At 58.0% G+C, this 14,360-nt stretch carries 15 protein-coding genes; 6 read left to right on the top strand and 9 right to left on the bottom strand.

Annotation, left to right across the window (positions count from 1 at the left end):
- The 3 genes from fhuB to B2W52_RS16590 all read left to right on the top strand — a co-directional run.
- Positions 1-1,964, top strand: a 1,964-nt coding sequence (gene fhuB, locus B2W52_RS16600; RefSeq protein ID WP_286803766.1) for a Fe(3+)-hydroxamate ABC transporter permease FhuB, incomplete at its 5' end; no start/stop codon positions are given.
- Positions 1,951-2,769 (top strand): (2Fe-2S)-binding protein, encoded by an 819-nt coding sequence (locus B2W52_RS16595; RefSeq protein WP_092030240.1) that lies wholly within the window; start codon positions 1,951-1,953, stop codon positions 2,767-2,769. The genes fhuB and B2W52_RS16595, both read left to right, overlap by 14 nt.
- A gap of 252 nt (positions 2,770-3,021) precedes the next feature.
- Positions 3,022-4,143, top strand: a complete 1,122-nt coding sequence (locus B2W52_RS16590) for a PQQ-dependent sugar dehydrogenase (RefSeq protein ID WP_008176074.1) — start codon at positions 3,022-3,024, stop codon at positions 4,141-4,143.
- On the opposite strand, the gene B2W52_RS16585 is transcribed toward B2W52_RS16590, so the two are convergent.
- Positions 4,137-4,550: a GFA family protein gene (locus B2W52_RS16585; RefSeq protein ID WP_008176076.1), complete on the bottom strand. Its 414-nt coding sequence runs from the start codon at positions 4,548-4,550 to the stop codon at positions 4,137-4,139. The genes B2W52_RS16590 and B2W52_RS16585 overlap by 7 nt on opposite strands.
- A 121-nt stretch (positions 4,551-4,671) precedes the next feature.
- On the opposite strand from B2W52_RS16585, the gene dkgB reads away from it, so the two are divergent.
- Positions 4,672-5,481, top strand: a complete 810-nt coding sequence (gene dkgB / locus B2W52_RS16580; protein WP_092030242.1) for a 2,5-didehydrogluconate reductase DkgB — start codon at positions 4,672-4,674, stop codon at positions 5,479-5,481.
- Here dkgB and B2W52_RS16575 read toward each other — a convergent pair.
- The 4 genes from B2W52_RS16575 to B2W52_RS16560 form a co-directional block, all read right to left on the bottom strand.
- Positions 5,450-6,127 carry a hypothetical protein gene (locus B2W52_RS16575; protein ID WP_139216016.1) on the bottom strand — a complete coding sequence of 226 codons (678 nt, stop codon included), beginning with the start codon at positions 6,125-6,127 and terminating at the stop codon, positions 5,450-5,452. The genes dkgB and B2W52_RS16575 overlap by 32 nt on opposite strands.
- Positions 6,124-7,059 carry an aldo/keto reductase gene (locus B2W52_RS16570; RefSeq protein WP_092030245.1) on the bottom strand — a complete coding sequence of 312 codons (936 nt, stop codon included), beginning with the start codon at positions 7,057-7,059 and terminating at the stop codon, positions 6,124-6,126. The genes B2W52_RS16575 and B2W52_RS16570 overlap by 4 nt, the downstream gene beginning before the upstream one ends.
- 192 nt (positions 7,060-7,251) lie before the next feature.
- Positions 7,252-8,022, bottom strand: coding sequence for a glutathione S-transferase N-terminal domain-containing protein (locus tag B2W52_RS16565; protein WP_053115543.1), 771 nt, complete (start codon positions 8,020-8,022; stop codon positions 7,252-7,254).
- A 32-nt stretch (positions 8,023-8,054) separates the two neighbouring features.
- Positions 8,055-8,528: a sterol desaturase family protein gene (locus B2W52_RS16560; protein ID WP_041645015.1), complete on the bottom strand. Its 474-nt coding sequence runs from the start codon at positions 8,526-8,528 to the stop codon at positions 8,055-8,057.
- Positions 8,529-8,857: 329 nt separating this feature from the next.
- Here B2W52_RS16560 and dacB point away from each other — a divergent pair, with 329 nt between their 5' ends.
- Entirely contained in the window at positions 8,858-10,414 is a 1,557-nt protein-coding gene (gene dacB / locus B2W52_RS16555) for a D-alanyl-D-alanine carboxypeptidase/D-alanyl-D-alanine endopeptidase (protein ID WP_273071163.1), read from the top strand.
- A gap of 64 nt (positions 10,415-10,478) precedes the next feature.
- Here dacB and B2W52_RS16550 read toward each other — a convergent pair whose 3' ends face one another.
- Together B2W52_RS16550 and B2W52_RS22420 are read right to left on the bottom strand one after the other, a co-directional pair.
- Positions 10,479-11,519: a fasciclin domain-containing protein gene (locus B2W52_RS16550; RefSeq protein WP_008176092.1), complete on the bottom strand. Its 1,041-nt coding sequence runs from the start codon at positions 11,517-11,519 to the stop codon at positions 10,479-10,481.
- Between the two features lie 260 nt (positions 11,520-11,779).
- Positions 11,780-11,914, bottom strand: a complete 135-nt coding sequence (locus tag B2W52_RS22420; protein ID WP_008176094.1) for a DUF2798 domain-containing protein — start codon at positions 11,912-11,914, stop codon at positions 11,780-11,782.
- 144 nt (positions 11,915-12,058) lie between these two features.
- On the opposite strand from B2W52_RS22420, the gene B2W52_RS16540 reads away from it, so the two are divergent.
- On the top strand, positions 12,059-12,937 hold the full coding sequence (locus B2W52_RS16540; protein ID WP_008176096.1) for a DUF6279 family lipoprotein: 879 nt from the start codon (positions 12,059-12,061) through the stop codon (positions 12,935-12,937).
- Between the two features lie 71 nt (positions 12,938-13,008).
- Here B2W52_RS16540 and B2W52_RS16535 read toward each other — a convergent pair whose 3' ends face one another.
- Together B2W52_RS16535 and B2W52_RS16530 are read right to left on the bottom strand one after the other, a co-directional pair.
- Positions 13,009-13,779, bottom strand: coding sequence for an SDR family oxidoreductase (locus B2W52_RS16535; protein WP_008176098.1), 771 nt, complete (start codon positions 13,777-13,779; stop codon positions 13,009-13,011).
- Between the two features lie 17 nt (positions 13,780-13,796).
- A partial coding sequence (locus B2W52_RS16530; RefSeq protein WP_286803765.1) for a histidine phosphatase family protein occupies positions 13,797-14,360 on the bottom strand: 564 nt, incomplete at its 5' end.

Here is a 14,360-nt window from a genome sequence, read left to right as displayed (position 1 = left end):
CAGCACTGATCTGGTGTGGCGCGTTTCTCGCGAGCGCGGCGCCCTGGTTTGGCCAGCTCGACGTCGGCGCCCTCATCGCCGCCTTCTGGACGTTCGAAGCCAACAATTACGCGTCGGTACTGGCGCACTACAGCTGGGCACCCCGTGTCGCCATTGCCGTCCTCATTGGCTGTGGCCTTGGCCTCGCCGGCGCGGTTACCCAACAGATCCTTGGCAACCCCCTTGCCTCACCCACAACCCTGGGCGTGGAGGCCGGCGGCCAGTTCGGGATAACAGTCGCGACCATATTCTTTCCCGGGTTGCTCGCCTTCAGTCCGGACCTGGTGGCGGTTTCCGGAGGGCTACTGGCAATCGGACTGGTTATAGCGCTCACCTGGCGCCTGGGCTTTTCACCGGTCACCGTGATACTGGCCGGACTTGTGGTCACCTTTTTCCTGGGCGCCGTGAACATGGCGTTCCTGTTACTCAAGGGTGAATGGCTGGGGAACCTGTTTATCTGGGGCGCGGGCTCCCTGGTCCAGAATAACTGGCAGCCGTTCATGGAACTCTGGCCCCGGGTGCTGGTGCTGGGCGTGTTAATGATCCTGTTGATGCGCCCGCTGCAAGTCATGCAACTGGGGCAGACCTCCGCCCGGTCCCTCGGCGCCAAAGTCGGTCTGATTCGGGTGCTGGCGCTGTTTCTGGTGGTTCTGATGAGTGCCACGGTGGTCAGCCGGGTTGGTGTCGTGGCCTTTATCGGTCTTGCGGCACCGGTGCTGGCAAGGCTGCTGGGCGCCCGTACCCTGTCCGAGCGGCTGATCTGGAGCAGTCTCCTGGGCGCGGGTCTGCTGTTACTGGCGGATACCCTCGCCCACTGGGCATCCACCTGGGGCGACGGATCACTGGTTCCCACCGGCACAACCACCGCCCTGATCGGCGGACCGATTATTCTGCTGGCCCTGCAGGGTTTGAAGAACACCCATCATATGCCCGGGCAAGACGACAGCCCCGCCGGTTTCCTGCCCAAAAGACGTTCCACCCTTGTGATTGGCGGAGCCATAGCCGCCCTCCTTCTGAGCACCATTGGTATCTCCATGGGGTGGTCCCCGGGGCTGGACGAGTGGAGCTGGACTCCGATCGCCCAGTGGCACGAGGCGTGGGTCTGGCGCGGCCCCAGATTACTGGCAGCCATTCTTGCGGGCGTGGCCCTGGGCCTTGCAGGAACACTAATCCAGCGAATGACAGGCAACCCCATGGCCAGCCCGGAAATGCTCGGTATCAGCGGCGGCGCGGCGGTGGTTATGGTTTTGATCGTTCTGTTCGGTGCCGATATTGGCCGGGCAGGACAGCTTGGAGCGGCCACCCTGGGCGCCGCAGCTGCCCTCGGTTTGTTGATCATGCTGGCCCGAAAACACCGGTTTGCCGGCAACCAGCTCCTGCTCGGCGGGCTCGCTTTATACGTGTTCATGGACGCAGGCCTTCGCCTGGTCATGGCTTCCGGTGGCACGGTCGCCTCGCAGCTTCTCAACTGGATGTACGGTTCCACCTGGCTGGTCTCGGAAGCCGAGGCCCTGGGGCTTTTGGCGCTGATCGTGCTGATTTCGGCTGGCCTTCTGGCGATTATCCGACCCCTGAGCATTCTTCCCCTGGGTGAAACATCGGCCAGTTCACTGGGCTTGCCGGTAACGAAAGTCCGTCTGCTGTTGCTTCTGTTGGCGGCGCTGCTGACCGCTGCGGCGACGGTGGTGATCGGTCCGCTGAGTTTTGTGGGCCTTATCGCACCCCACCTGGCCCGTGTTCTGGGCCAGCAGACCGTAGGGCGACAGCTGATCGTTGCTGCCCTTGCCGGAGGCTTGTTGCTGGGCGTTGCCGACTACCTGTCCAGAATTGTTGTTTACCCCAACCAGCTTCCGGCGGGGCTTCTGGCCGCTCTGGTCGGTGGCCTGTATTTCCTCTGGGGGCTGAGTCGCCATGGCAGAGCCTGACCGTAAGCCCGGGCTCGGCCAGTGGGCCCGGGAATACAGCCATCTTCTGAGCCAGTCAGGGCTGGACAGGGAATCGGTTATAAACGAGGCGCTGCAACCCTCTGTGGGTGCGCGTAGCGGCCTCTTTTCTCTGGCCCAGTGCCTTGAGCAACCGTCGCTACTGCTCGGCCAGGTTGCCATCGACTACCCAATCGCCGGGCCCCGGGCCGTGCGCGCGTTTGTTTCTGTGCTTCAGCAGGATCTGGCGCTCAACGTGATCGCGCCGCTGACCCTCAGGCTGTTCCGCGACGGCCACGCGCCTTTACCGGACGCCAAACGAATATTCCTGGCCCCGGCGCACGACCAGACACAAACGGTATCCCGATGGTTTCAGGTGCCGGGCGGGGAGCGGGTTGATGAAGAAACGTTTGTCCGGTCCGCAGGCGCTCTGACAGCCGGGTGGTACCCGGCCTTCCGGCAACAGCTGGGAGTCAGCCCTGGTGCCTACTGGAGCAGTATAGGGCTTGGATTGGGGGCACCGTTCTCAGCCGTGTGGAACCGGGCCGAACCGCAAGCGCTTTGCCAGTTGGCGCAAGGATGGCTGGAGCAGTTCCAGAACGATGCAAACCAGTTCATCGACTGGATTCCAGCGGTGTTCGGTGAGCAGACCACGGCAATCCCCCAACGAAAGGGGTGTTGCCTGAAATACCTGCTCCCGGAAGGCGGTTACTGCGGCACCTGTGGTGTGCATCGCAAGGAACGACTCGCCGCACTTACGCCCCAACAGCGGACGACAGCGCCAAGCCAATGGCAACCAGGCCGATAAGCACACCCGCCCCTGCCGCAAGCTTCAAACCTTCGATCATTTCCTGTTCGGGTGCCATTCCCTTTCCTCCCGTTTAAGGTAAACCCACTGGACTCCACTTTATTGCGAATCATTATTATTTGCAATAGTCGATCACTGATCCGTAATTGACCCGGTGCCCTATACTCCTGGTAACGGGAGCGCTGCTCGGCGAAGCCCGCTTCAACTGCTACTCTGAATGTTCTAATGGCACCGGTAGGAACGGAGGCTTCAATGGGTATATTCAAACACCTTGTCCTGACAGGCAGCTTATTGCTGGTTGCCGTTCCCGGCATGGCCAACCAGACCTTTTCCTCCGATAAAGCAGATTTCCGCCTGGAAACCGTGGCACAGAATCTCGAACACCCCTGGAGCCTCGCATTTATGCCGGACGGCTCCATGCTGGTGACAGAGCGGGAAGGAGAGCTGCGAATGATTCGGAACGGTTCGCTGGTGAATGACCCCATCAGCGGAGTACCCGAGCTCGTGGTATCCGGCCAAGGCGGATTGCTGGACGTTATTCTCCATCCGGACTTTGAGCAGAATCAGGTGCTTTTCCTGAGCTACGCCCACCGAAACCGGGACGGCATGACTACCCGGGTAGCTCGCGCCCGGTTGAGTGGTGATCGCCTCACCGACGTTGAAGTCATTTTTGAGGCCCTGCCCCGCTCCGGCGGCGGCCGACACTTCGCGGGCCGCATGGAATTTGACCGGGATGGCAACCTGTACGTGGCGGTGGGCGACCGGGGAGAGATGGACCGGGCCCAGGACAATTCTGACGATGCCGGAGGCGTACACCGGATTACGCCCGACGGTGGCCCCGCACCAGGCAACCCGTTCCTGGACACCAGCGGCGTCAACGATACGTTTTATACAACCGGCAACCGCAATATCCAGGGCATGACCATCCACCCGGAAACCGGCGAGATCTGGAGCCACGAACACGGTCCCCGGGGTGGCGACGAAATCAACATCATCCGGGCAGGCACCGATTACGGATGGCCGACAATCACTTACGGCATAGACTATTCGGGCCTGCCCATTACTGACAAAACCAAGAAGGAAGGCATGGCCCAGCCACTGCATTACTGGGACCCGTCCATTGCGCCCTCGGGCATGGCGTTCTATACCGGAGATCTGTTTCCGGAATGGCAGGGGGACCTGTTCGTGGGCGCACTCAAGATGCGCAAACTGGTTCGTCTGCGCATCCAGGACGGTGAAGTGACGGAAGAGGAAGATCTGCTGACCGATCTCGACGAACGGATCCGCGATGTGCGCATGGGCCCCGATGGGGCACTCTGGCTGCTAACGGATTCACCCCGGGGCAAGGTTTACCGGATGGTGCCGGCTCAGTGAGGATCGTTGGTTCTTTCAGTCTTTTCGAACTGTGGCAGTTCGTCGGTAATCTCGAACCAGTCGGACTTTGAACCAACGAAGACGTGTTGGGCCGGCCCCTTGCCCAGGGGTTCGTTGATGCAACCGACTCTCAGGCGGAGAATCCCGGGAATGGCATCAACACGGCTGTAGAGCTGGCTGCCGCAACGGCTGCAGAAACCCCGGTACTTGCCGGGGCGTGATTCGAACTCGGTAATCCTGTCTTCGCCGGATACGAACCGGAACCGCACCTTCTGCACCGGCGCGCTGGCCGAGAAAGCGCTGCCGTGGGCACGCCGGCACTGGCTGCAATGGCACAGGGCCACCGGGCCGAGCGGGCCATCGTATTCGAAACTGATATCGCCACACAGGCAACGACCGGTGTACATGGTCCGGGCCTCACTGCTTCTGGTCACTGGTTAAGTCACGCGCGATGATACCCGCGGGCCACTTGAAGAACCAGTCTGCCGGCACCACTTTAGAAACACTTGATTCGCTAAGGAGGACATCATGTCATTCAGCGCACTTCCGAAAATCGGTATGGGAACCTTCCGGCTCAAGGGCAATGACGCCCGTGACGCCGTCAAGAGCGCCCTGTCCCTGGGCTACCGCCACATTGATACCGCCCAGATGTACGAGAATGAAGCGGAAGTTGGCGATGGCATTACCTCCAGCGGCATTCCGCGCCGGGAGATTTTCCTGACCACCAAAATCTGGCACGACCAGCTGCACGCCAGTGACCTGATCAACAGCCTCCATGACAGCCTCGCACGGCTCAAAACCGACCATGTGGATCTGGCGCTGATCCACTGGCCATCGCCCGGTGACGAAGTGCCCATGAAGGAGTATCTGGGTGCCTTGAGGGATGCCCAGCGCGAGGGTCTGGCAGAGCACATCGGCATTTCGAACTTTACCTGTGCCCAGATGGATGAGGCGAAAGCCATACTGGGCGACACGCCCATCTTCACCAATCAGGTAGAAGTGCATCCGTTCCTGGCCAACCGCAAGGTGGTGGCACATGCCCAGAAGCTCGGCATTACCGTGACCGGCTATATGCCGCTGGCAGTCGGTAAGGTGATGGAGGACGAAACACTGCAGCGCATTGCCGCTGAGCGAAACCTGACGCCGGCCCAGGTGGCCATTGCCTGGGTGGCATCGAGAGGCGTTGTGCCGATCCCTTCCTCAACACGGCCCGGCCACCAGAAGGCTAACCTGGAGGCGCTGGAGGTTGAGTTGAGCGAGGAAGAAATCCGCGCGATTGACGAACTGGACCGTAACGAACGCATCGCTAATCCGGACTTTGCGCCGTCCTGGGACTGAGCCAGAACCCGGCTCCAACCAGCAAGAGCGTAGCCACCGGGGTGACAAGCAACCACCAGGTCTGAAGCACCCATAAGAGGGCGGCACTGAACAGACTCCACAACACCAGCAGCGGCAGGTAGACCCAGCGCCAGGTCCTGGTCACGAGTGCCAGAGCGAGCGCGCCGGCAGCTGCGGTGGTGCCGGGTGCTACGCCAAACAATCCGACGGCCTCCCACTGGCCGGAATCAGCCATTGCCAACCAGGGCAAGACACAGACAGCAAGCAGCCAGAGTACGGCAAGTCTTCCGATCGCTAGCCTGCTGTCATGAACGCCGCCTGAAAACACGGCAGCCGCAAGCAACGCGCCCTGGGCCACGAAGGCCCACCCAAACCACGCCGCCGGCCAGTTAATGGGGCCGAAATAGCCCACCAGAAACCCGTAACCGCTGACTATCCAGGCAAGCGACATCAGGCCGACGGCCAAACGCCGTGCCGCCCTGTTCTGTCTGGAGATCAGCACCGGTATAAAAATAGCGATCACTACTGCCAGCAACTGCCAGGGCCATAGATCCTGGTTGATCCGGACAAACAGCCGCAGAAACACCTGCGGCCCGAACATCACAAAATCCTGTAGCGAGTAGCTCAGCCAATCAGCCCCACTCACAGCGACCTCACGTAACCCGCCATCCGCTGGCGCTGGCTGGCATCAGGCAATGTACCGTACATCGCCCCCATGTTTTCCTTCATGTGCTCGACCTTACTGGTCGCCGGAATGGCACAGGTCACCGCCGGGTGGGAAATAATGTACTTGAGGAAAAACTCCGCCCAGTTGCCAACACCGGCCTCCCCGGCCCAATCGGGCAGTGGCTCCGACTGGAATCGCCGAAACAGCGAACCGCCCTGGAATGGACGATTGACGATCACCCCGATTCCGCGCTCCTGGGCCAATGGCAGCAGCCGGTCCTCAACCTCCCGGTCCAGAACGTTGTAGGTCAGCTGCACAAAATCCAGAGGCTCCCGCTCCATAATCTGCGCGAATTCCCGATGCCGGCGACCATGGGATGTGGTGATGCCGATATACCGAACCTCACCGTTCGCCCTCATCTGCTTGAGCGTTTCAAGATGCCCCTGCCACCCCAACAGATTGTGCACCTGCAACAAATCGAACCGGTCAACGCCCCAACGCCTGCTCGAACGCGCCGCCTCCGCCCGGGTTGCTGATTCATCGCCGGTCCAGATCTTGGTAGCTGCAAAAATCCGGTCGTGGCCGTCCAGAGCGTTCAGCGCCTCGCCCATTACATCTGCAGCGCTGCCATACATCGGCGAGCCATCGACCACCGTGCCGCCGCGCTCGAAAAAGGTTTTCAAAACCTCAGTGCGCTGGGTGATTAATTGTTCGTCACCACCAACGTTGAAGGTGATCCAGGTGCCCATACCGATTGCAGGGATGGATTCGTCTGTGCCGGGAATCCGGCGCATGGTGGGAGATAATGCAGTGCTTCCCGATGTGTTTGCGAACAGCATCGGGGCTTTGAGAGCAATTCCGGCGAGGCCGGAACTGATCAGGAACTTCCTTCGAGTAATCTGATTCGCCATAGCGCCCCCACTGACAGAAATTTCAGTGCGAATAGCATGATGCTCAAACAGCGCGGGTGGGTCATCCCTTCTCCAGACCGTGGAGGGCCACGGATGGCCCGACCGAGCCTACATGGAAGTATTTACGGCGTGTCTGGAGAAGGGATGACCCACCCGGGCGGCAGCTACATGGCTGACAGTCTTACCAACAACTCAGTTCCCGTAGTGGGCATCAAGATATTTCAGAATACGGGCAGACTCGAACAGGCCTTCCCCGGTATTGGGGTCTTCAAGATAGGGCACCTGAACCCGCTTGTGCACCTGGAAAAACGCATCCCGCTTGCCACCGGGAATCGGCGTATAAGGCCCCGGCTTGATGCGCTGCTTCGCTGGCCCGATCTCTGTCCAGTGCTCCTTCCCGAGGTTGTGCAAGGTATACGGAATTTCCAGCTCGCACAGCCGCTCACGCACCAAACGTGAAAACGGGCTCCCCTCGAAACTCCAGAGGTGCAACGGCTGCTCCGGCCGCTTGCCCTGGCTGACCCTCAGCCCCCGCATGGCGCTGGTTACCGAGGCTACAGAGCCCAGGACCGGCTGCCAGACCCGACCACGATAGTAGGACGGTACCGACCGGCCGGCATATTGCCGGAACAGATACTCGATGATCTCCTCGGATTCGTACATGACCGTGCCCGTGTTCTGGTCCGCCAGCAAAGGGAACTGTTGGCGGCCTCCCAGCGCTTCCGCCTGGGCCCGGAAAACCGACCCGCCCTTCGGGCAGGGCCGGATTTCCACATCCAGATTAAGGGCAGTCAGGGCTTCACGAACGCGACGGCAGTACGGACAGCCTTCCATGTCATAGAGCACGATCGGCTTTTCCGGCTGGGGAACATTTTTTACCACCAGGCAACCACGCCAGGCAGTGAGCGACGATGTGGCGACCGAGCCCAGCACGTGGACGTTATGAGAAAGCATATTCGACATAAACAAACCTTTTTTTGGAGACCACGCCATTATCACGCAATCTGACGATTTTCCATTGGCTCCCGGGTACCCATGATGTGATCAAACCAGGGTTTGGTCACGCACCAGTTGGCATTGGGGTTGGGTCCCATATGATGATCATAGTGCCAGGGCAGGTTCTTTCTCGCCCATTCCGGGTCCAGATGTGAGCGCTTATGTACCCGGTAGTAATTCCAGGCGCTGTAGTAGAGAGTACCCACAAAAAAGGGTGCGAATGGCAGCAGCGGGGTGACTGCTGCAGCCCCCGCAACGAGGGCAGCCACCTCCTTGGTTTGGGCATTCCAGGTCAGGGGCGGTCTGCGATAGTCGTCATCCAGGAAGCCATTTCGCCGGACATTTCGGTGATGATCGTGCCAGTGAAACGACCAGAAACTTGCCCGGTTCCGGCCCAGCTCATGAAGAACGTGTTTATGGAATACCCATTCCACGCCATTGGCGGTCAAAAGACCCAGTGGAATACCAATCATGGTGTCCTCCTTTTATTGTTTTCGGAACACTTGGTTACACATTCATCAGGAAACGCCTTTTTGGCCGCGAATTCCATGACTCAAACGCCGGAAAAAGCACCCATAAATCCGATAGAAAAGTCATTGACAACCCGAAGGTTAATTTTTATCCACCTAACTCCATGATTCGCAAGGGCACTTACATCGCGTCACAAAAGTTCAATACAAACAACGACACTACTGCCATTTTTTAACGTCATGTAGAGCTTTTCTGCATAGTACAAACCGGCAGGATGGGCTATTGTTGGACTATAGGAACTCACTGGATAGCGATCATGGTAGCCCCGGGTATGCGGCGTTCTGAAAGTAGAGAAAAAACAGGTTCTGGATTCAGACGGTCTCTTTTGGCATCCCTCACGGCCCTTGCCGTGATTACCACCCCGTCCGTTGTGGTCGCCGAAGACGATAATTCCGGTTTCTCGGGAAATCGCCTCTGGACGAACCAGCTTCAGGATTACGCGCTCAAGTCCCTCCAAAATGAAGACGCCATGAGCATGGCCGCCATTCCGCTGAATGGGCCCGGCATCAATCAGTACATCAATGCCGATGCGCTGATGAGCCCCGGTTCCATCATGAAGCTGGTGACAACCTTTGCGGCGCTGGAGGTTCTCGGGCCCAACCACCATTGGGATACCGATTTCCTGACCGACGGTGTCATGGTCGGCGACACTCTCAAGGGTAATCTCTACGTCCGCTTCGGAGGCGATCCCAAGCTCACTATTGAACGCCTCTGGACCACACTGGGTGAGCTTCGCAGCATGGGAATTACCAGAATCGAGGGAGACCTGATCCTTGATGGTTCCTACTTTCAGGTAGACGGTGGTTTTCCTGCGTTTGAAGACAACGGCGACAACCCCCACGCGCCGTTTCTGGTGGAACCGTCCGCCTATCTGACCAACCTGAACCTGATGCATTTCCAGGTTCGTGCCGATGAGCGTGGCACCCAGGCCTGGAGCACGCCCTCCCTGGGCGAAGTTGTCATCGACAACCGTGTGGTTGCCACTGCAGAAGGCCCGTGCCCATCACGAAGAAACTTTGAATGGGAGCCCATCATTCATGAAGACCACCGGGTGACCGTTCGGGTAACCGGTGAACTTCCCCAGGGCTGCCGAACCACCACCTATCTTTCATTGCTGTCCCATGAGCAGTACAGCGCCTCGTTGATTCGCTCCTTGCTGGCAGACCTTGGCGTCGTGGTGTCTGGTGGAGACCTGAATGGCGTAACGCCTGAGGATGCCCGACTGGTAATGAAAACCACCTCGCCGGACCTGGTTACCATGGTGAGGGACATCAACAAGTGGAGCAGCAACGTGATGGCGCGCCAACTGCTCCTCACCATTGGTGCGGAAAACCGCCAGGAAGATGAAAGCGATGACCGGGTTGCCGGTATACGGGTGATCTACGACTGGCTTGAAAACAAGGGCATCAATACCGCCGGCATGGTGATCGACAACGGCGCTGGCCTCACCCGACACGGGCGGATCACCGCGCGCCAGGGCGCTCAAATATTGGAACACGCCTGGAACAGCGCCTACTCGGCAGACCTCATGGCCTCAATGCCTATCATCGCGATGGATGGAACCATGGCACGCCGCCTGCGCAATACCGGCATGGACGGCGAAGGGCGCATAAAGACGGGTTATCTGGAAAACGTAAGGTCGATCGCCGGATTCACCCGCGACTCAAATAACACCACCTGGGCCGTCGTAGGCATGGTCAATAATGATCCGGCCTGGAATGGCCAGGCCGTGCTGGACCGGATTCTGTATTCGCTGCATTTCCGGCCGCCGACCGGGACTGCGATTTCACATGCATCTTCCGGCACTTCTGATACCAGTATTCAATAAAAAAGCCGGCTGAAACAGCCGGCCCAGCAGTCATGCTTTGAGCAACGAAACAATGCTTCGACTACTAGTCGACTGCAAAAATCACTTTGTCGATCACATGAATCACGCCGTTGGACGCCTCAACTTGGGCTTCGGTGACGTTGCTGCCCTCGATAACCAGAGCGTTGTTTTGTATATCAACGTTCAAAGTGGTGCCAGCCAGGTTCGCTACCGTACCGCCATTCGAAGCGTATGCCGTGAGAGAGTCTATCGTTGTTCCGAGAATATGTTGCTCGAGAATGCCTGGCAGATCTGGGCTGGCAAGCAATTGCTCTGCCGTAAGACCCTGATCAGCTAACAACGTTGCAAAGGCGGCATCTGTTGGCGCGAACACAGTCAAGGCCGCATCCGGGTCCGAGGCTGCAGCGACCAGATCGGTAGCGCCCATTCTTCCGCTTGCTTCTAGGAGTGCATCTAGCAGAATTGTGAACTCAGCATCTTGTTCAGCGTTTGCGAGCGCCGTTACGATCTCCGCAATCGTTGAATCTGTATCACTGAGATCGCTCGGTGGGGGAAGAAGTACTTTGTCGATTAGGTGAATAACACCATTAGTCGCATCGACATCAGTTACCGTTACTCGAGAGGTGTTTACGTATAATACGTTTTCACCACTTTCCTCAGAAATTGAAAGCGCGACGTCTTTACCGTTCACTGTTGGAACGAGACTTTCTGCAGGAGCGTTTTGAGCGACGCTAATAGCAGAGTCTGCCTTCACTTCACCTACTGACGTTGCGAGCACGTGGTAAGGCAGAACCGCGTTTAATAACGCTGTGTTGGCCAACAACTCTTCAGCCGTGATACCCAAGTCATCTAACAGAGCTTGAAAGGCAGCGTCTGTCGGCGCGAACACGGTTAACTCGTCATCTCCACCAAGTAGTTCAGCGATAGTCGGGTCTGCTGCAAGAACGGCCTCTTCAAGGATCGTCGTGTTTTCATTTTCAACGGCGATTTCCAGAATAGTTTGCGTTGCAGCATCTGCTGAGTCGTTATCATCGTCATCAAGCCAACACCCGGACAGCATAACACTGCCCGCCAAAACCATCGGTAAAGCGTATTTTGTATTCATTGTTTCAACTCCCCACTTGTAGAGGTTGTTTACCAGGATTTGAGTGGTTCGAACCTGCACAAATTCAGTCCTTGAATCATGCGTCAATGCATGTACGGGGAGTCAGAAAGAACGGATTTGCATCTTTTAACATTTAAGCTTACATCTGTACGCAGTCAGTGAAGTCTGCGAATGGTGAACTCGGTCATCTTCCCGGCAAGCGGAGCGATGAAGGTTACCAGAGGGAAAGCAACGGCCCAGGCGACCAGGAAAGCCGGCTCCTATCTGTAGTGGAACTCACTGTCGATGCCCGTATTGATGAAAGTGATCACTCCGGACATCAGCAGGGACATGATTCCGGACATGTAAAAGCCGAAGATCAGCTGGTGTAGACGTGAAAGTCTCATTTTGCTCATGACTTCTCCTGAACAGTGCTTCAGCGTTCCTCGGAGCAGCATCTGAAAGGCGTGATATGTCGTACACTGTTAACCAATAAGCGCCGAATGATAGTGAGCTTGCAACCCTTTTTCGATACGCCTTTTTACCAGGACAGGTGAGCCATGGATACCGGTCACGAGAGCGCAAACAGTTTTGCCAAATCCTTTGTTCTCATTCTAGTGCTGGCGTTTGGTCTGGTTGGCTGCAGTTCGACCAAGGTAGCTTATCGATATGCGGACTGGGGAATCGTATGGTGGGTTGAGGATTATGTTTCGCTTACCGCCGACCAGAAGCAGCAACTCAACAACGATATTGCACAACTACGACAGTGGCATTGCAGTGCCGAGCTGCCCCGTTATCAGGCCTGGCTGGATGAACTCGAGTCTGACGTATCTAACAACCCGCCCGATCAGGCCACTGTCGAATACCATCAGCAGCAGCTTTTCAGTTTCTTCCCGAGTCTTCTGGAACGGGCAACCCCGGTCGCAACAAACCTTCTCTCCAGCCTGAGCGATGAACAGGTACAGGAGTTGGCGGACAACATGGCGCAAAGCCAGCGGGAAATGGAAGAAGAATTCCTGGCCGATTCCCCGGAGGCGACAGCCGAGGCCCGGGCCGACAGAACCGCAGAGCGGGTCGAACGTTGGCTGGGGGAGCTGAACAGCGAGCAACGAAACATCGTGCGGCAATGGTCAGCCAATCGAGGCGCCCAGACTGAAATCTGGCTGCAGGGCCGCAGGAACTGGCAAGTGGCACTACTGGAAATACTGGAAGGAAGAGACGAGCCCACGTTCGAGGCGGAACTGGAATATCTGATTCTCAATTCCGAGGAAGTGCGGGGAGAGGCCTACAAAGCCATGATGGCGGAGAGTCGCGTAGCCATGGCGTCCCTGATGCATGATCTGATCCTGGCGGGTGACAACACAACACTGGCCCATCTGCAGAATCGGGCAGTAGAGCTCAACAACGACTTTGAAGCATTGACCTGCTCACCGGCCTGATATCCCGGACGAATTGAACCAGGGGCCGGATGAAGACTTTCATCTGGCCCCTGCCTGCCCTGAGACTACACTTAGATCGTCAGGTAACCACCATCGGCGTTGATGCAAGCGCCTGTGGTATAGCTGGAAGCATTGGAAACCAGGTACAACACAGTACCCGCCATTTCACTTGGATCCGCCACCCGCTTCATGGGTATGTGAGCCATCGCCTGCTTCTTGATGGCTTCGTTCGTAGTCAGGGCGCTGGCAAACTTGGTATCGGTCAGCCCTGGCAGCAGCGCATTCACGCGGATTTTCTGCTGACCCAGCTCCATGGCAAAGGACTTGGTCATGGAAATCACGGCGGCCTTGGTGACCGAGTAGATGCCCTGGTAGTGGCCCGGATTTACACCGTTCACGGACGCCACGTTCACAATCGAGCCGCCACCGGCTTTCTTCATCATCTGGGCGCCACGGGCGCACATGAAGAAATAGCCCCGGATATTCACATCCACGGTCTTGTTGAACGCTCCCAGGTCGGTGTCCTCTACCGGCCCGAAGTAAGGGTTGGCGGCAGCGTTGTTCACCAGAATGTCCAACTTGCCGTGGGTTTGCTCAATGTGCCCCCAGATACTTTCAATCTGGTCCATATCACCAATATGGCAGGCGTAGGCTTCGGCGCTACCACCGGCATCCCGGATACTGCTGGCAACGGCCTCGCAACCGTCAATCTTGCGGCTGCTTACGATCACGTGGGCGCCATACTCGGCCAGAGTCCGAGCAATACTCTCGCCAATGCCGCGGCTGGCACCGGTAATCAGGGCAACCTTGCCAGTCAGATCAAACAGATTCTTGCTGCTCATTCGTTCACCTCAATTCGCTATCGGAATGTCACCAGGGCGGGATCATCCGCTTCCAGGTGGCTGTAGTTATTAAAAACGGCCAGGCTGCGCCGGGGGCCTGAATAAAGGACCCGCGACACACTGGTGTTGGCGATCACCTCGTTCAGACCGAGTGCCCGGGCGTCATCAAGACCGAGCAGGTGCTGGGCGATCACGGAAATCGGCCCGCCGGAGGTCGCCACCAGCACATCGCCGCCATCGGCGTAGTCAATCATTTCCTCGAAGGCCGCCATAACGCGGGCCTTGAAGTCCGGCCAGCTTTCCTCGTACTCGTGGTCAAACTCGCCCGAGGCCCAGCGATGCACCGCGTGCACAAAGGCCTCCTGGAACGCTTTGGCCGGTTTGGGAAACGCCTTGAGGTCCCGCGCCATCACCGCGCGGTCACTCCACTCCGGGCGGTACCGGGCCACCACAGTGGTGTGATCAAACTCGTTGAAGCCGGGAACCACCTGCATATCGGGCAGTTTGGATCCGTACCCGGTGGCGATGGCTTCAACGGTTTCCCGGTGGCGTTCCAGATCGCCTCCGAAAACCGCTGCCGG

The organism is Marinobacter sp. UBA2498 (assembly GCF_002341575.1).
GTDB classification, from domain to species: domain Bacteria; phylum Pseudomonadota; class Gammaproteobacteria; order Pseudomonadales; family Oleiphilaceae; genus Marinobacter; species Marinobacter manganoxydans.
This window is presented reverse-complemented; position numbering and strand designations above follow the sequence as displayed.